At 72.2% G+C, this 16,469-nt stretch carries 15 protein-coding genes and 1 pseudogene; 11 read left to right on the top strand and 5 right to left on the bottom strand.

Annotated features, from left to right (window positions below):
* Positions 1-164: 164 nt before the first annotated feature.
* Entirely contained in the window at positions 165-1,010 is an 846-nt protein-coding gene (locus tag OHS81_RS31460) for a DeoR/GlpR family DNA-binding transcription regulator (RefSeq protein WP_328388846.1), read from the top strand.
* 63 nt (positions 1,011-1,073) lie between these two features.
* Positions 1,074-1,547: an SRPBCC family protein gene (locus tag OHS81_RS31455; protein ID WP_328388844.1), complete on the top strand. Its 474-nt coding sequence runs from the start codon at positions 1,074-1,076 to the stop codon at positions 1,545-1,547.
* A 109-nt stretch (positions 1,548-1,656) separates the two neighbouring features.
* On the opposite strand, the gene OHS81_RS31450 is transcribed toward OHS81_RS31455, so the two are convergent.
* On the bottom strand, positions 1,657-2,754 hold the full coding sequence (locus tag OHS81_RS31450) for a PLP-dependent cysteine synthase family protein (RefSeq protein ID WP_328391543.1): 1,098 nt from the start codon (positions 2,752-2,754) through the stop codon (positions 1,657-1,659).
* Positions 2,755-3,146: 392 nt separating this feature from the next.
* Here OHS81_RS31450 and OHS81_RS31445 point away from each other — a divergent pair, with 392 nt between their 5' ends.
* The 5 genes from OHS81_RS31445 (at position 3,147) to OHS81_RS31425 (ending at position 6,715) form a co-directional block, all read left to right on the top strand.
* Positions 3,147-3,434: a hypothetical protein gene (locus OHS81_RS31445; protein WP_088796612.1), complete on the top strand. Its 288-nt coding sequence runs from the start codon at positions 3,147-3,149 to the stop codon at positions 3,432-3,434.
* Between the two features lie 175 nt (positions 3,435-3,609).
* Complete coding sequence (locus OHS81_RS31440) at positions 3,610-4,140, top strand: ATP-binding protein (RefSeq protein ID WP_328388840.1); 531 nt, start codon at positions 3,610-3,612, stop codon at positions 4,138-4,140.
* Positions 4,141-4,365: 225 nt separating this feature from the next.
* Positions 4,366-5,076, top strand: a complete 711-nt coding sequence (locus OHS81_RS31435) for a TetR/AcrR family transcriptional regulator (protein WP_443058791.1) — start codon at positions 4,366-4,368, stop codon at positions 5,074-5,076.
* A 32-nt stretch (positions 5,077-5,108) separates the two neighbouring features.
* Entirely contained in the window at positions 5,109-5,720 is a 612-nt protein-coding gene (locus tag OHS81_RS31430) for a DUF4865 family protein (protein ID WP_328388838.1), read from the top strand.
* Positions 5,717-6,715, top strand: coding sequence for a phosphotriesterase family protein (locus OHS81_RS31425; protein WP_328388837.1), 999 nt, complete (start codon positions 5,717-5,719; stop codon positions 6,713-6,715). Before OHS81_RS31430 ends, OHS81_RS31425 begins: the two co-directional genes overlap by 4 nt.
* Before the next feature lie 296 nt (positions 6,716-7,011).
* On the opposite strand, the gene OHS81_RS31420 is transcribed toward OHS81_RS31425, so the two are convergent.
* Both OHS81_RS31420 and OHS81_RS31415 read right to left on the bottom strand, forming a co-directional pair.
* A complete protein-coding gene (locus OHS81_RS31420; protein WP_328388835.1) occupies positions 7,012-8,007 on the bottom strand; it encodes a serine hydrolase in 996 nt (331 codons plus the stop codon).
* A gap of 803 nt (positions 8,008-8,810) precedes the next feature.
* The gene (locus OHS81_RS31415; protein WP_328388833.1) at positions 8,811-10,031 is read right to left on the bottom strand and encodes an ROK family protein; all 1,221 of its coding nucleotides are present in this window, start codon (positions 10,029-10,031) and stop codon (positions 8,811-8,813) included.
* 17 nt (positions 10,032-10,048) lie between these two features.
* Between OHS81_RS31415 and OHS81_RS31410 the strand changes: the two genes are divergently transcribed.
* The 3 genes from OHS81_RS31410 to OHS81_RS31400 all read left to right on the top strand — a co-directional run bounded on the left by OHS81_RS31410 (position 10,049) and on the right by OHS81_RS31400 (position 12,853).
* Positions 10,049-11,284 carry an MFS transporter gene (locus OHS81_RS31410; RefSeq protein ID WP_328388831.1) on the top strand — a complete coding sequence of 412 codons (1,236 nt, stop codon included), beginning with the start codon at positions 10,049-10,051 and terminating at the stop codon, positions 11,282-11,284.
* A 117-nt stretch (positions 11,285-11,401) separates the two neighbouring features.
* Entirely contained in the window at positions 11,402-12,169 is a 768-nt protein-coding gene (locus OHS81_RS31405) for a maleylpyruvate isomerase family mycothiol-dependent enzyme (RefSeq protein ID WP_328388830.1), read from the top strand.
* Positions 12,170-12,541: 372 nt separating this feature from the next.
* On the top strand, positions 12,542-12,853 hold the full coding sequence (locus OHS81_RS31400) for a DUF6332 family protein (RefSeq protein WP_328388828.1): 312 nt from the start codon (positions 12,542-12,544) through the stop codon (positions 12,851-12,853).
* Here the strand turns inward: OHS81_RS31400 and OHS81_RS31395 are convergent.
* A pseudogene (locus OHS81_RS31395) lies at positions 12,814-13,203 on the bottom strand (LuxR C-terminal-related transcriptional regulator); the annotation flags it as partial. The gene OHS81_RS31400 and the pseudogene OHS81_RS31395 overlap by 40 nt on opposite strands.
* 107 nt (positions 13,204-13,310) lie before the next feature.
* On the bottom strand, positions 13,311-14,516 hold the full coding sequence (locus OHS81_RS31390) for a geranylgeranyl reductase family protein (protein WP_328388827.1): 1,206 nt from the start codon (positions 14,514-14,516) through the stop codon (positions 13,311-13,313).
* 178 nt (positions 14,517-14,694) lie between these two features.
* On the opposite strand from OHS81_RS31390, the gene OHS81_RS31385 reads away from it, so the two are divergent.
* Positions 14,695-16,047 carry a dipeptidase gene (locus OHS81_RS31385; RefSeq protein WP_328388826.1) on the top strand — a complete coding sequence of 451 codons (1,353 nt, stop codon included), beginning with the start codon at positions 14,695-14,697 and terminating at the stop codon, positions 16,045-16,047.
* The last annotated feature ends 422 nt before the right edge of the window (positions 16,048-16,469 follow it).

Raw genomic sequence — 16,469 nt, 5'->3', positions numbered from 1 at the left:
CCGCGCAGCACATCCAGCACCCACTCCGGCCACCGGCCCTCGCTTCCCCCGTCATCGGCATCACTGTCAGTACCTCGTGCGAGGATGAGGGCACCAGTGATCGCGGGCGGCAGCCAGCGCGTACGACCCGACGCAACGCGCCGGAGCGGAAGGGACGGGCCGGGGTGAACGACAACCAGAACCTCCTCGCGGAGCAGCGGCGTGCCCTGATTCTCGACGAGATCAGGCGGCGCGGAGGGGTGCGGGTCAATGAACTCACCCGCAAGCTGAACGTCTCGGACATGACGGTCCGCCGTGATCTGGACGCCCTGGCCCGCCAGGGCATGGTGGAGAAGGTGCACGGCGGTGCGGTACCGGTCAGCGAGCCGAGCGCGCACGAGCCCGGTTTCGAGGTGAAGTCGGCGCTGGAGCTGAGCGCCAAGGAGGACATCGCCAAGGCGGCGGCCGAGATGGCGGCACCGGGCAGCGCGATCGCGCTGGCGGGCGGCACGACCGCGTTCGCGCTGGCACAGCAGTTGCTGGACGTGCCGGATCTGACGGTGGTGACGAATTCGGTGCGGGTGGCCGATGTGTTCTACGGCGCGCAGCGGGCGGCGGCCGGCGGCGGCGCGGGCCCCCGCGCGGGCGCCGCGACCGTGGTGCTGACCGGCGGGGTGCGTACGCCGTCGGACACCCTGGTGGGCCCGGTGGCCGATGCCGCGATCCGGTCCCTGCACTTCGATGTGCTCTTCCTCGGGGTGCACGGCATATCGGTGGAGGCGGGGCTGTCGACGCCGAATCTGGCGGAGGCGGAGACCAACCGCCATTTCGTGCGGTCCGCGCGCCGGGTGGTGGTGGTCGCCGATCACACCAAGTGGGGCACGGTCGGCCTGAGTTCGTTCGCGACGCTGGATCAGGTGGAGGTGCTGGTGACGGATGCCGGGCTGTCCGCCGAGGCGCGCGCGGAGTTCGCCGAGCTGCCGCCCGAGCTGGTGGTGGCGGGCGAGCCACTGACCGGCACAGACATCTGATGACCTGTCAGCTATGGTGAGCGACGCAGACCCGCCGACCGTCCCGTAGGGGGTGCTCGTCCCATGGCACGCCGACTCCGCCCCGTCGAGCTGGACTTCACCGCATCCGCCCCGCTGCGGCTGGTGTTCACCGCGGAGGTGGCCGCGCCGCCGGAGGCGGTGTATGCGGCGCTGGCGGACGATGTGGCGGGCTGGTCACGCTGGTTCACCGGCGTGGCACGGTCGGCGCCGACGCACGGCGGCAAGGGCCGGGAGGTGCGGCTGACCGGCGGCACCCGCTTCACGGAGACGGTCCTGGCGGCCGAGCCCGACGCGCATTACGCCTACCGGGTCGACACCACCAACGCCCCTGGCCTGCGGGCCCTGCTGGAGGACTGGCGGCTGACGCCCGCGGACGGCGGCACCCGGCTGCGGTGGATGTTCGCGGCGGACGGCCCGGCGCCGTTCCGCTTTCTGCTGACGCTGGCCAGGCCCGGCCTGGGCCGCGCCTTCAGGGAATCGGCGCGGGCCCTGGACCGCAGGCTCGCCGGAACCTGACGCGGCCCCGGCGCGGATTCCGCGCAACGGGCCCGGACCGGCCGATGCCGCCGCCCCACCCCCGGACGGGCCGCCGCCCCGCCCCCGGACGGGCCGCCGGCCCCTCCCCTCAGACGGGCCAGGAACCGGTGGCCAGAAACGTGTCGAGGGTACGTGCGTAGGGCGTGATGTCCAGCCCCTGGGAGGCCAGCCAGTCGTCGGAGTAGTACTTGTCGAGGTAGCGGTCACCGGGGTCGCACAGCAGGGTGACGACCGACCCCCGTTGGCCCTCGGCGACCATCTCCGCGACGATCTTCAGAGCGCTCCACAGCCCCGTGCCGGTCGAGCCGCCGGCCTTGCGGCCGATCGCGGTCTCCAGGGCGCGTACGGCGGCGATGCTGGCCGCGTCCGGCACCTTCATCATCCGGTCTATCGCACCGGGCACGAAGCTCGGTTCCATACGGGGCCGCCCGATGCCCTCGATGCGGGAGGCGGTGGCGCAGTCGGTCTCCGCATCGCCGGTGAGCCAGCCGTCGAAGAAACAGGAGTTCTCCGGATCGGGGACGCAGACGCGGGTGTCGTACTGCATGTAGTGGACATAGCGGGCGATGGTCGCGGAGGTGCCGCCGGTGCCCGCGGTCGCCACGATCCAGGCGGGCTCGGGATAGCGTTCGAGCCGCAGCTGCTGGTAGATCGACTCGGCGATGTTGTTGTTGCCGCGCCAGTCCGTGGCCCGTTCCGCGTAGGTGAACTGGTCCATGTAATGCCCGCCGGATTCCGCGGCGAGCCGGGCGGAGACCTCGTACACGGTCCGCGGGTCCTGCACCAGATGGCAGGTGCCGCCGTGGAACTCGATCAGCCGGGTCTTCTCACGGCTGGTGGTGGCCGGCATCACCGCGATGAACGGCACGCCGATGAGTGAGGCGAAGTACGCCTCGGACACGGCCGTGGAGCCACTGGAGGACTCGATGACGGGCTTCCCCGGCCGGATCCAGCCGTTGCACAACCCGTAGAGGAACAGCGAGCGGGCCAGCCGGTGCTTGAGGCTTCCGGTGGGGTGTGTCGACTCGTCCTTGAGGTAGAGGTCGATGCCCCACTCCTCCGGCAGCGGGAAGCGCAGGAGGTGGGTGTCGGCGGTGCGGTTGGCGTCCGCCTGGACCTTGCGGACGGCTTCTTTGAGCCAGCTCCGGTAGGCCGGATCCGTGCGGTCGCCGTCCACGGTCGGCATCGGGGTACCGGCGACGGGCTCGGTGGACACCGGGGAACCGGCCACGGCCTCGGTCGGCATCGGGGTACCGGCCACGGCCTCGGTCGGCATCGGGGTACCGGCCACGGCCTCCTGGCCGGGCCGGCTCTGCGGCTGCTGTGCGGTGCTCACCGGCGCGCTCCTCTGGGGTTCGAAGGCCCGCGCACAACGGCGGGCAGACTTCGACTATAACCACCGCCCACACCCTTCCCACCTGCATAAACATCACTTTGGGATACCCCAAGGAGGCCGTGGGGCGAGGCCGTCGCGCGCCGTGCGCGCCAGGGGCACTGGTGCGACGGGCGCCGCACCGGCAGACTTCCCCTCAAGGGGCGGTGGAGGGCAACTGCCCGTCTCACCGAGGAGGTGCCGGCATGGCGGAACCTGAGTTCAACGCGACCGGCGTACGGATCGAGCGATGGCTGCGGTCCCTGACCCGCGCCGGACAGGTCGTGATCTCGGACGGCAGGCTGGTGCTGCTGACCAGCTACGGCACGGAGATCGACAGCGCCCCGCTGCAGGCCGTACAGGCCCATAAACCGCTGTTCGCGGCGCGGGACCGGGCGCTCGCCACCCTCAACGGCCACCGCTATTCGCTCACCCTGGGCACCCCGGAACTGTTCTTCAAGGCCCTGGAGGCGGCGCGGCCGCAACGCACCTGACGGCGTCTTCCGGACGCGGAGGTGCGGTTGCGGGAGCGCACCGGCTGACCGACCCTGGACTCGTATCACTGAGGGTTCACCAGCGGTGACGCTGTGGTGCAGCCGGCATCGCTGGATCCGATCTTCGCCCCTGCCCGGTGAGAGGGGCGCCCGGCCTCATCAGGGAGTCGCGGTCGTGATCAGGCAGCCCAGCAGGCACTGCACGGTGGAGCTCCAAGCCGTTCCGGCTCGCATCGGACATGTGCGCAGAATCGTCTCCGCGCAGCTGCGGTACTGGCATCTCGACGCCTTGATAGACCCGGCGGCGCTCGGAGTGACCGAACTCCTCGCCAATGTCCACCGGCATGCCCGCCCCAGCAAACAGTGCACCGTGGACCTGCGCGTTCTTCTTGATCAGTTGACGGTCTCGGTGCATGACGAGGACCCCCGGCTGCCGCGGATCCGGGTCGCGGAGAGCTGGGAGACCTGCGGTCGCGGCCTGGCGCTGATCGCCGCGCTCAGCGAGAGCTGGGGAACGCGTCCGGACGGCGGCGGCAAGGTCGTGTGGTTCACTCTTCCGGCCCTGACCGCCGCCCCCGAAGAGGCTCTTACGGTCCGTGACTATCTGGAGCCCCTGCCGCTGGAGGACACCGGCACGGCGACCGGCATGGCGGCCGGTACGGCAACCGGTCCGCGCTCGCGGGTACGGGGTACGAAGGTCGGCTGACGAGGCGGGCCCATGACGGGCGTGGCGCGGGCCGGTGCGGCGCAGCGGCCGGCAGCTCCTCCCGTACGACGCACGACGCGGGGAGTACACGGGGCGCCCCCACCCGCCCGCCCCACCCGCTCCGGCCACTCAGTCGTGCGTGCCCCGCTCCGGGCGCGGCCTCCCCCTCTTAACTCTTGGCTCTTGACTCTTGGCTCTGTAACTACTGGTATGTACAGTGCCCTCATGGGCACTCAGGATTCACTCGGCGAGCAGGCGTCACCGGGCACACAGGTACCGCCCGACGCGCAGGCATCCCCCGGGGCGCAGGCATCACCCGGCACACAGAAGCTGCCCGGCACCCATCACGCCCCCAGCACTCAGGAACGCCTCGTGCGGAGCACCCAGGAGCTGCTGTGGGAGCGCGGGTACGTCGGCACCAGCCCCAAGGCGGTCCTGGAGCGCGCGGGCGTCGGCCAGGGCAGCATGTACCACCACTTCACCGGCAAGTCCGGCCTCGCACTGGCGGCGATCCGGCGCACCGCAGAGGGCATGAAGGCGGCCGCCGAGGAGTGCCTGAGCGCCCCCGGCACGGCGTACGACCGGGTCGCCGGCTATCTGCTGCGCGAGCGGGAGGTGCTGCGCGGCTGCCCGGTCGGCCGGATGACGCAGGACCGCGATGTGGTGCGCAGCGCCGAGCTGCGGCAGCCTCTGGACGAGATGTTCGGCTGGCTCCGGGGCCGGATCGGCGAAGTCCTCACCGAGGGGCAGCAGCGTGGCGAACTGGCCCCCGGACTGGACCCGTCGGCCACTGCGGCGACCGTCGCGGCCGTCGTCCAGGGCGGCTACGTCCTGGCCCGCGCCGCCGATGACACCGCGCCGTTCGACGCGGCCGTACGGGGCGTGCTGTCCCTGCTCGCCACACAGGTCACGCCCGGCACGGGCACCACCCGCTGAGCACCCCTCCCCCGCACCGTACGGAGTCCGCCATGCACGCCATGCAGTACGCGATCACCTTGCCCGCCGACTACGACATGCAGATCATCCGGCACCGGGTGAAGTCCAGGGGCCACCTCCTGGACGACTTCGCCGGACTCGGCCTCAAGGCGTACGGAGTCCGGGAGCGCGGGGTCGACGGCTCACCGGTCAACCAGTACGCGCCGTTCTACCTCTGGGCCGGTCCGGAGGCCATGAACCGCTTCCTCCTCGGTGACGGATTCCGCGGGGTGGTCCGCGACTTCGGACGGCCGGTCGTCCAGCACTGGCAGGGGCTGTACCACCATCCCGGCCCGGCCGCCGACGCCCCGCCCCGCGCCTTCACCCGGCGGACGGAGACACTCGCCGAGAACGCCGACGCCGCCACCGTCATCGCCCGCGCGGTGGCCGGACACGAGGAGCTGGCCACGACGGACGGGGTGCACACCACCGCGCTGGCCCTGGACCCACGGCACTGGGAGCTGGTCCACTTCACCCTCTGGGCGCACACCTCCCACGCCTCCCACGCCTCCCAGGCCTCCCCATGGTCCGCCGGGGACCGTTACGAGGTGCTGCATCTGTCCGCCCCGGGCACCGGCCGGCTCGGCACGGGACGGCAGTGGTGAACCGGACCCCGTCGGACACACCGGCCGACCCCACCATCCGTACAGTCCTCGGCGACCTCGTCCCCGCCGGCCTCGGCGTCTGTGACGCACACGACCATCTCTTCCTGCGCAGCCCGCAGTTGCCGGGCCAAGAGCTGGACGACCCCGCGGCCGCGGCCGCCGAGCTGCGCGCCTTCCGCGCGGCCGGCGGTACGGCGGTGATCCAGTGGACGCCGTACGGCATGGGCCGGGGCGCAGCCGAACTCCCCCGGCTGGCACGGGAATCGGGAGTGCACATCGTCGCCGCCACCGGGCTGCACCAGGCGGCGCACTACACACCCGAGGTGCTGGAGCACCTTCGCTCAGGGCTGGCCGAACTATTCGTCGCCGAACTGACCGAAGGAATCGGCGGCACCGGCCCGCGCGCCGGGATGATCAAGGTTGCCGGCGGGTTCCACGGTCTGGACGCGCACGCCCGGCACACCATGGCCGCGGCCGCCGAGGCCCAGCGGGCGACCGGTGCGGTCATCGGCGTCCATCTGGAGCTGGGCACCGGGGCGACGGCCGTACTCGACCTGCTCTGCGGCGAGTTGGCGGTCCCGCCGGACCGGGTGATTCTCGGCCACCTCAACCGCTCACCGGACCTCGTCGTCCACCGGACGGCCGCCGAGGCCGGGGCGTATCTGGCCTTCGACGGCCCCTCGCGGGCCCATCACGCGACCGACTGGCGCCTCCCCGAGGCGCTGGCCGCCCTCGCCGAGGCGGGCTTCGGCGACCGGATCCTGCTGGGCGGCGACACCACGACGGCCGGCGCCCGGTCGGTGAACGGCGGCCCCGGCATGCCCCATCTGCTGCGCCGTCACCGGGAACGTCTCGAAGTCGCCCTGGGAAAGGACCTGGTGACACGGTTCCTGACGGTGAACCCGGCCCGCGCCTTCGCCGCCGACTGGACGCGGGCGCCGCGGACCCCGGCCCCGCACAGGAGCCGGGACACGCGGCGGGCGCCCACAGCGTGACCGAGATCCCCACATGCGGCCGCTTTCCGCCGCGCACCAGCGCACCGACGCCGTCCATCAGCCGGAACCGCAGCCCGTGGTGAAGGCCTTCACCGTTTTGCCCGTCTTCACGTTTTCCCGTCGTACTTGCAGACGGCCTTGGGCATGGCGACCGCCGCGCCGGCCGGTACGGCGAGGGCAGCGCCGGTCACCGCGGCGGCGAGGGCGGCGTGCAGCCCGGTGCGCTTGCGTCAAGCTCCGGGAAATGAGTCACGGAAACCGGGCCGGACGGGCGGCGAGGGCTTCGCCCCGGCGTTTTACCCTCCTGCGGGGAGCTTGGCCGCCTGAAGAGCCGGCCTGCTGGGGACGTTGCCTTCAGCATCGGGGTAAACGTCCCGGTAAATGGCCCGAGAAACGGTCTCTATCGTTTCGATCCCGTAATCCAACCCTTCTTCGGCGGGACGCCCTTCGGGAACTCTGTTGTTTTCGGTGAGTACGACCAGACCGGAGTCGTAGCCGGTCCCCGTGAGGGCCGCCATGCTGTTCACCTTCCAATCCCCCCTGTCGAAGGGTTCGACGTCAGGGTTCTGGCTACGCTGCAGCCAGCCGTTCTTCACATGGATCACGGAGTCGAGCGGAGCGCCGGCTGTGGCCCCCCATCGCTGGCTGCTCTGCACGTGGTTCATGAGGTCGAGTGCGTAGGAGCGAGCCTTGCTCCCCAGGACCGAGTCGTCGTCACCCGAGAATATGCGCAGCAGCTTTTCCTGGTCGCCCGCGGTGACCTGGGTGAGGCCCCAGGACCCTTCCTTGTCGAGGACGGTGTCGTCCATCCCGGCCTTGTCAAGGAATTCCTGGATCCGGACCGGGTTCGGCTTCGCGGGATCCTTCAGATCGGACAACTGCTTCCACAGCGTGGTCGCGGATGCGTTGTCGGAATCGGTGATCATCTTACGCGCAAGCGCATCTTCCGCCTCGGTGAGGGTGCCGCCCTTCTGATACAGCAGGGCCCCGAGAATGATCGTCTTTACCACGCTGGCCGAGTCGTACTTCTTGGCGGCGTCGGAGGTGCACGTGATTCCGGTGGGCCGGTCATAGAAGGAGAGCGAGACCGCGCTCTTCCGGCCTTCCAGTGCCCTGGATATATCGCTCGACAGCTTCTTGGCCAGCGCTTGGTCCTCGGACGTGCAATGCACCGTCGAGGTGACTGCCTGTGCGCTCTGCGGTGCCGCGACGGAAGGTGTGGCCGCCGCAATGGTTCCGGCAACCGCTCCGGCCCCTATGGCCGCCGCGGTGACGGTGGAAACCCATCTCATTTCTGCTCACTGCCCTTTTCATGTGCCTGAACAATTGGCTTGCGGGATGCGGTAGTCGACGCTGTTCCTCGTCGGCCGGGCAGGACGCACGGAGAGCGCTGCCGGACGGCTGATGCCACATCAGCTCTGGTGACCGGCAGACGGTGCACGCCGCCGCGCCTCACAGCGTGATCGGTGGCCGAAATAGCTGCCCGCGACTCCCTGTTGGGGCCGTGAAGAGCGAGGGCAGAGCGAACTTATCCCTGACGCCTGGACCGGCCGACTGCGCCTCTGCGCCACATGGGTGCCGCAAGGCGCCCGACTGCGGGGGTGTGCAGGGGCGCCGAGCGGGGCGCTCTGCGCGGACGTCAGCCGCTCGAACCACGTAACCGGGCGGGTGATCCCGGAGTACGTCCATGTCGGTGCGGGGCCATACTGCCGGGACCGTGTGACATGACGTCACCCATCTCATGACGAAGCGATGACAGTGATCCGTCGATGGAGGAACCGTGCTGTAACAGCGTCCCGAGCAGGGGTTCCGCCGGCGAGGAAGCCCCTTTCCGGGGCCTTGCCGACCGGCCCGGCCCTCCGGTGGCAGGACCGGCTGCTCTTCGCGGAAGGAACGCAGAGTCCGTGGACCCGGCAACAGAAATGCTCAGGGAAAGCACTGCCGGCCAAGCACACGGGCAGCCCTCACCGCGAAGGCCCCTCCGGCTGATGCTTTCCGGCCACACGCTCGGCCGTTCCGCGGCAGGCCCATCGGACGGGCCCCCGCCCCGGCTCCCACCGGTCCCCCGCCCCAAGGCACAACAGGCCGCCGTCCGTTACCGCTCGAGGACGACCAGCGGATCGTCCAGAACCGGCTGCCAGGCCAACTCCGCCGCGCCGACCAGGCTGTTGTGGTCGAGGCTGCAGGGCAGGATCGGCACCCCGCCGCTGCGGCCCCACAGACTGCGGTCGGCGACCACCGCGCGCAACCGCTCCGGATCGGCCTCCAGCAGGGCGCGGTGCAGTCCGCCGAGGACGATGAGGTCGGGGTTGAGGATGTTGACGAGTCCGGCCAGGCCGAGCCCGAGGCGGTCGATGAGGAGATCGGCGGCGGAGCGGACGCCCGGATCGGCGTACTCGTCCCGCAGCAGGTCGACGGCTTGCTGGAGCAGGGAGACCTCGGGGCCCGGTTCGCGGCCCGCGGCGCCGAGGAAGGCGAGCGGGTCCGCCTCGACGTCCAGGCAGCCGCGGCTGCCGCAGTGGCAGGGCGCCCCCTCGGGGTTGACCGTCAGGTGCCCGACCTCCAGTGCCAGGCCCGAACTGCCGCTGTGCAGACGGCCGTCGAGCACCAGGGCCCCGCCGACGCCCCGGTGGCCGGATGCCACACAGAGCAGATCGCGGGCGCCCCGGCCGACGCCGTGCCGGTGTTCGGCGAGCGCCATGAGGTTGACGTCGTTACCGGTGAAGCCGATCGCCGCGGCGACTCCCGGGATGCCGGCGTCGGCCAGCGCGCGCAGGAAGAGTGCGCGGACGGGGGCACCGGAGGGCCAGGCGAGGTGGAGCGGCGCAAGGGCCTCACCGTCCGGTTCGGCGACCGCGGAGGGCACCGCGAGTCCGGCGCCGAGGCAGCGCCTCCCGGTCTCGCGCAGCAGGTCCGAGCCGGCCGCGACCACATCGGCGAGGACATGCGCCGGGTCGGCGGGGATGGTGCCGCAGCCCGTCGAGGTCGCCACGATGCGGCCCCCCAGGCCCACCAGCGCGACCCGGAAGCCGTCGGCGTGGATCTGCGCGGCGAGCACGACCGGTCCGTTCTCGGCGACGGACAGCCGGTGGGAGGGGCGCCCCTGGGAGCCGGCCGAGGCGGTCGGCCGGGAGTCGACGGTGATCAGGCCGAGCGCTTCGAGCTCGGCGGCCACCGCCCCCGCGGTCGCGCGGGTCACGCCGAGTTCGGAGGTCAGGACCGCGCGGGTGGGTGCGCGTCCGGTGTGTACGAGCTCCAGTGCGGGTCCGAGGGCGCCACGGCCCCGCTCCAGCCTGGTTGTCCGAGTCTGGGTCACCCCCCTATTCTGGCTTTGTGCCGACACTAAACAAAATACGGGCGGTTCTGACGAAGGACCGGGGCCGCACTCCTCCCGCCGATCCGCACCTGACCCGCCTCCGCATCGCCGTCACGGCCTTCTTCGCCATGGACGGCTTTCTCTTCGCCGGCTGGGTCGTCCGGATCCCCGCGATCAAGGCACAGACCGGCGCCGGTGCGGGCGCCCTGGGACTCGCGCTGCTCGGCGTGTCGGCCGGCGCGGTCGCCTTCATGATGATCACCGGCAGGCTGTGCCGGCGGTTCGGCAGCCACACCGTCACGACCGCCTCCGCGGCCGCCCTCGCGCTGAGCATCACGCTGCCGCCGCTCACCCACTCGGCGACCGCGCTGGGCCTGGTCCTGCTGGTCTTCGGCGCCGCGTACGGCTCGCTCAACGTGGCGATGAACAGTGCCGCGGTCGACCTCATCAGCGCTCTGCGGCGTCCCGTGATGCCCAGCTTCCACGCCGCCTTCAGCCTCGGCGGCATGCTCGGCGCGGGCCTCGGCGGGCTGATCGCGGGCAGCCTCTCCCCCACCGTTCACCTGCTGCTGCTCGCCGCGATCGGCCTGCTGGTGACGGCCGTTGCGGGGAGCTCGCTGCGCGCACACCCGGCCCCGGCCGTCCCCGAGCGGCTGCCGGTGGCGCAGGAGGGCCGGCCGCGGCACGGCCGGGCGGGCCGCGGCCGCCGCCTGGTGCTGGTCTTCGGGGTGATCGCGCTGTGCACCGCGTACGGCGAGGGGGCCATGGCCGACTGGGGTGCGCTGCACCTCTCCCAGGACCTGGGTGCCGGACCGGGTACGGCCGCCGCCGGATATGCCGTGTTCGCACTGGCGATGACCGTGGGACGGCTGTCCGGGACCGCGCTCGTGCAGCGCTTCGGCGCGGCGCGGGCGCTGATCGCGGGCGGGACGACGGCGACCGCCGGCATGCTGCTCGGCGCGCTCGCCCCCTCGGCGGGGGCGGCCTGCGCCGGCTTCGCCGTGGCGGGCCTGGGGCTCGCCAACATCTTCCCGATCGCCATTGCCCGGGCCGGCGAGAGCGGCGGCCCGGACGGGGTCGCCGTGGCCTCCACGGTCGGCTACGGCGGCATGCTGCTCGGACCGCCCGCCATCGGCTTCCTCGCCGAGACGGCCGGCCTGCCGGCCGCCCTGACGACGGTGGCGCTGCTGGCCGCGGTCGCCGCGGTCATCGCGTACGCCACCCGCGGGGCGCACCGCACCGGACGGCCGTGAACCGGCCGTCGCACCCGCGCGGGCAGACACGCCGCCCGCCCGCTCCCCAGCGTGCGTGCAGCCACGGCCCGGACCCGCGCGGGGCCGTTGTCAGTGGCGGCTGGCACACTTCTGACCATGGAGATCACTGAGTTCGTCGAATCGCTGCGACTGGACGGAAGCCTGCTCGCCGACGCCGCCGAGGAGGCGGGGCCGGATGCCCGTATTCCGGCCTGTCCCGAGTGGCAGATGCGGGATCTGGTCACCCACATCGGCCGGGTCCACCGCTGGGCGACGGAGTTCGTGACGCAGGGCGTGCAGCAGCCCAGCCGTCCCCCCGAGGCTCCGGACCTGTCCGACGACGACCTCGTGGCCTGGCTGCGCGAAGGCCATCACCACCTCGTCCTGGCGCTGCACTCCGCCCCGCAGGACCTGGCGGCCTGGACCTTCCTCCCCGCACCCTCCCCGCTGGCGTTCTGGGCCCGCCGGCAGGCGCACGAGACCTCGGTGCACCGCGTGGACGCACAGCAGGCGCTCGGCGCCTCCCTCACCCCCCTTCCGTCCGCCTTCGCGGCCGACGGGATCGATGAACTCCTGACGGGCTTTCACGGCCGTGACCGCAGCCAGGTCCGGACGGACGTCCCCCGGACGTTGCGGCTGCGCGCGACGAACGCGCCCGGCGCCGACTGGACCGTCCGGCTCTCCGACGCCCCGCCGCACACGGTGCGTACCGCCGCGGAGGCCGGCGACGACGGACCGGACAACGACAAGCCGGCGGACTGCACGATCGAGGGCCCGGCCGAGGAGCTGTATCTCGCCCTGTGGAACCGTCTGCCGTGGGACGCGTTGACGATCACCGGCGATGAGACGCTGCCCCGGCTGTGGCGGGAGCGCGCTGGGCTCTGACAGTTGTCCTCACCCGGTCACCCGGCTGCTGCCACCGGCGGCACGGTCAGTCATCCGTCTGATCGGGCTGAGGCCGTCGCCGTACGGCCGGCGACGGGGGTCTGCCGCCCCGTCAGCAGCGATCTGCCCGCCGGCAGCGCCCACGCCTTCCACGGCCATCCGGCCGAGCCGGTTCTTACTGCCCAGCCCCTCCGGTGGAGCCGTTGGTGATCAGTGCGCCCGAGGAGCATAGGCACACAGGCGCCCCATAGCCGCTCGATGGCACACGGGTTTATGGGCACGTGAGGCAAGGGCAGGCCCAACCGGCAAGCTGCCAGGGCACGTTCCCCCGGAAACGGACCGGAGTGGGATGGCCCCTGGGAGACTGTCGGCATGTCACCCAGCCGTACGCAGGCCGAGCGCGACGCGGTCACCGTCGAGATCATGTTTGCCCTGGTCGGCGGCGCCTTCGTGGGTGCCGCGGGTTTCGGGGTGCTGGGCAGCGCGGTCCTGTGGGGCCCGGTGCCGGCCTCGTGGCGCGGACCGTGGCTCGCGGTGAGCGGTGCCCTCGGCGGGGTGCTGTTCTGCGTCCACGTGGTGCGCGTGCTCCGGCGTCTGCCCCACCGGCCGGGGGCCGGCCCGTCCCCGCAGGACGTCGTCTGGATTCAGCCCGGCCGGCCGGGCCGCACCCACCCCGACCCATAGGCCGGCACGACCAGTGGGGCACGGTCGCGGGGCGCCCGGTTCGACCATGGTGCGGCGCACATGCGTCTTGGCGGTGAGCGGGCTGACCACCAGCCGGCGGGCGATCTCCTCGGGGGAGAGACCGGTGCCGACCAGCGCCATCACCTCGCGCTTCCGGCCGGTCGGTGCGGACAGGGCATCGGCCGCGGCCGGCTCCTTGGAGCGGGCCGCGAACTCGGCGACGAGGCCGCGGGTGACACCGGGCGAGAGCAGCGCGTCGCCGCCCACGACCGCGCGCACGGCCCGCACCAGCTCCTCCGGTTCGGTGTCCTTGCCCAGAAGCCGGACGCACCGGAGCGGATCGCCTCGTATCCGCGTCCGGGAACCGGCCCCTGTCATGGGCCGATCCCCTCCCTCCGCACCCCCTCCGCGCCGCCACCTGCGGACGACCGGGCCCCGCCTCAGCCCCGTCCCCGCCTCACCCCCGGTTCATCGCCTCCAGCGCGCGGCGCGCCACCGAGTGGGCGCGGACGATCTCGGCCAGCGTGGTCGTCCCGCGGGTGATCTTCGCAAAGGCCTGCCAGGCCGGGCGGAAGCCGGTGACCGCGGCGTGCAGCAGGCCGGGGCGGCGCGAGAAGACCTTGAGCATCTGGCGCCCCACCCCCATCTCCACGCCGAGGCCCGCCTTGATGGCGAAGGCGTAATTGAGCGCCTGACGGCGGGCGTCCACCGCGTCATGGGCCTCGGAGACGCGCACCGCCCACTCCCCCGCGAGCCGCCCCGACCGCAGCGCGAAGGAGATGCCCTCCCGCGTCCACGGCTCCAGCAGCCCGGCCGCGTCACCGCACACCAGCACCCGGCCCCGGGACAGCGGGGAGTCCTCGGCGCGGCAGCGCGTCAGGTGCCCGGACGAAATGCTCGGCTCGAAACCGGCGAGGCCCAGCCGGCCGATGAAGTCCTCCAGATAGCGCTTGGTCGCGGCCCCCTCGCCCCGCGCGGAGATGACGCCGACGGTCAGCGTGTCGCCCTTGGGGAAGACCCAGCCGTAGCTGCCGGGGATCGGGCCCCAGTCGATGAGCACCCGGCCCGCCCAGTCCTCGGCGACCGGCGCCGGTACCGGAATCTCCGCCTCCAGACCGAGGTCGACCTGGTCGACCTTGACCCCGACATGAGCTCCTATCCGTCCGGCGCTGCCGTCCGCACCCACCACGGCGCGGGCCAGCACCACCTCGCCGTCGCCCAGCACCACCGCGACGGTCCGCCGGTCCGGCACCTCGGCGCCGTGCTGCTCCACCCGCGAGACCGTGACGCCCGTTCGGACCGTCGCGCCCGCGTCCTTGGCCGACTCGACCAGCTGCGCATCGAAGTCCGGGCGGTTGATCAGCCCGAACAGCATGTTCCTGGAACGGCGGGTGCGGGTCAGCCGGCCGTTCAGCGAGAACGTCACCGCATGCACCCGGTCCCGCAGCGGCAGCTCGAAGCCCGGCGGCAGTGCGTCCCGCGAGGGCCCGATGATGCCGCCGCCGCAGGTCTTGTAGCGCGGGAGCTCCGCCTTCTCCAGGAGCAGCACCCGGCGCCCTGTACAGGCCGCGGCATGCGCGGCCGAGGCGCCCGCAGGCCCCGCACCCACCACCACGACGTCCCACACCTGCTGGTTGTCCTCGGCTGCGTGCTCGCTGCTCACCTGTGCTTCTGCTCCCGTCCGATGCCTTGGCTACGCGTACCGCCCGCATCCTACGGGCCGCTGTTGCACAAGGGGCCTGTGGGAAGATCGGGGGCATTGCTGCCCGTACGTCCGGCCCGTCCGGCTCACGAGGCCGGACGACCCGTACGCACAACGTCGCGCCCACCAGGAGCGTTCCATGTCTGACAGCCCGCTCGCACGTACCGTCGCCGCACTGCAGCCCCGTGCCAGGGCCGAGCTGGCCGAGCTGGTGGCCTTCAAGTCGGTGGCGGATCCGGCCCAGTTCCCCAAGAGCGAGTGCGAGGCGGCCGCCGGCTGGCTCGTCGAGACGCTGCGGGCGGACGGCTTCGAGGACGTGGCGCTGCTGGACACCCCGGACGGCACCCAGTCCGTGTACGGCTTCCTGCCCGGCCCGGCCGGCGCACCGACGGTGCTGCTGTACGCGCACTACGACGTGCAGCCGCCGCTGGACGAGACCGCCTGGCTCTCCCCGCCGTTCGAACTGACCGAGCGCGACGGCCGCTGGTACGGGCGCGGCGCGGCGGACTGCAAGGGCGGCCTGATCATGCATCTGACGGCGCTGCGTGCCCTCAAGGAGCACGGCGGGGTGCCGGTCAACGTCAAGGTGATCGTGGAGGGTTCGGAGGAGCAGGGCACCGGCGGCCTGGAACGCTACGCCGAGGCCCACCCCGAGCTGCTGGCGGCCGACGCCATCGTCATCGGCGACACCGGCAACTTCCGGGTCGGGCTGCCGACGGTGACCGCGACGCTGCGCGGGATGACACTCGTACGGGTCCAGGTCGACACCCTGGAGGGCAACCTCCACTCCGGCCAGTTCGGCGGCGCGGCCCCCGACGCGCTGGCCGCACTGATCCGGATCCTGGACTCGCTGCGCGCCGAGGACGGTTCGACCACCGTGAACGGGCTGGCCGCGGACGCTTCGTGGGAGGGCCTGCAGTACCCGGAGGAGGACTTCCGCAAGGACGCCAAGGTGCTCGACGGCGTCGGGCTGGTGGGCAGCGGTTCGGTCGCGGACCGGATCTGGGCGCGTCCGGCCGTCACGGTGCTCGGCATCGACTGCCCGCCGGTGGTCGGCGCCACCCCGTCCGTGCAGGCCGGCGCACGGGCGCTGGTCAGCCTGCGGGTGCCGCCGGGCACGGACGCGGCCGAGGCGACGAAGCTGCTGACCGCGCATCTGGAGAGCGCCGCCCCGTGGGGCGCGCGGGTCGCGGTCGAGCAGACCGGCCAGGGCCAGCCGTTCCGCGCGGACACCACCAGCCCCGCGTACGCCTCGATGGCGGCGGCGCTGCGCGAGGCGTACGACGGCGAGGAAATGCAGAGCGCCGGCATGGGCGGCTCGATCCCCCTGTGCAACACGCTGGCCGGCCTCTACCCGGACGCGGAGATGCTGCTCATCGGCCTGAGCGAGCCGGAGGCGCAGATCCACGCGGTCAACGAAAGCGTTTCGCCACAGGAGCTGGAGCGGCTTTCTCTGGCGGAGGCGTTGTTCCTCCGTCGGTATGCGAATTGATTCCCTGCGTTTTCGGCTTTCCCGCCGTTCCGCTGCGCTTTGCCTCCGCCCCGTTTTCGGCTTTCCCGCCGTTCCGCTGCGCTTTGCCTCCGCCCCGTTTTTGGCTTTCCCGCCGTTGCGCCTGCGGCGGGCGGGTCCGCTGCGCGGGGCTGTGGGTGCGGTGACGGGCCTGCGGGGCAGGGGTGTGGGACTGCTTCGCTTTACGTCCCACACCCCTGCCCCTCCGACCCGTCCCCTCCCGTGGGTGAGTAAGTGAACGTGGGTGGGGGCGGGCCACGGCCGTAGGCATTTCCACGTGTTCCACGAGCAGCACCGGACCACCCACGCTCACCCCCACCGGCCTTCTTCCCACCCCCAACGGGAGGGGACGGGCCGGAGCGGGTGGGTGTCCGGACGTAAAGCGAAGCAGTCCGGACACCCAC

The sequence above is a fragment of the Streptomyces sp. NBC_00400 genome (assembly GCF_036048035.1).
Taxonomy (GTDB): domain Bacteria; phylum Actinomycetota; class Actinomycetes; order Streptomycetales; family Streptomycetaceae; genus Streptomyces.
The sequence above is the reverse complement of the archived record's forward strand: the minus strand, read 5'-3'. Positions and strand labels throughout refer to the sequence as shown.

Coding starts and splice junctions, on each gene's coding strand:
- OHS81_RS31455 (WP_328388844.1), top strand. CDS start 1,074: ATGGCACGCCGACTCCGCCCCGTCGAGCTGGACTTCACCGCATCCGCC.
- OHS81_RS31450 (WP_328391543.1), bottom strand. CDS start 2,754: ATGCCGACCGTGGACGGCGACCGCACGGATCCGGCCTACCGGAGCTGG.
- OHS81_RS31445 (WP_088796612.1), top strand. CDS start 3,147: ATGGCGGAACCTGAGTTCAACGCGACCGGCGTACGGATCGAGCGATGG.
- OHS81_RS31435 (WP_443058791.1), top strand. CDS start 4,366: ATGGGCACTCAGGATTCACTCGGCGAGCAGGCGTCACCGGGCACACAG.
- OHS81_RS31430 (WP_328388838.1), top strand. CDS start 5,109: ATGCACGCCATGCAGTACGCGATCACCTTGCCCGCCGACTACGACATG.
- OHS81_RS31420 (WP_328388835.1), bottom strand. CDS start 8,007: ATGAGATGGGTTTCCACCGTCACCGCGGCGGCCATAGGGGCCGGAGCG.
- OHS81_RS31405 (WP_328388830.1), top strand. CDS start 11,402: ATGGAGATCACTGAGTTCGTCGAATCGCTGCGACTGGACGGAAGCCTG.
- OHS81_RS31400 (WP_328388828.1), top strand. CDS start 12,542: ATGTCACCCAGCCGTACGCAGGCCGAGCGCGACGCGGTCACCGTCGAG.
- OHS81_RS31385 (WP_328388826.1), top strand. CDS start 14,695: ATGTCTGACAGCCCGCTCGCACGTACCGTCGCCGCACTGCAGCCCCGT.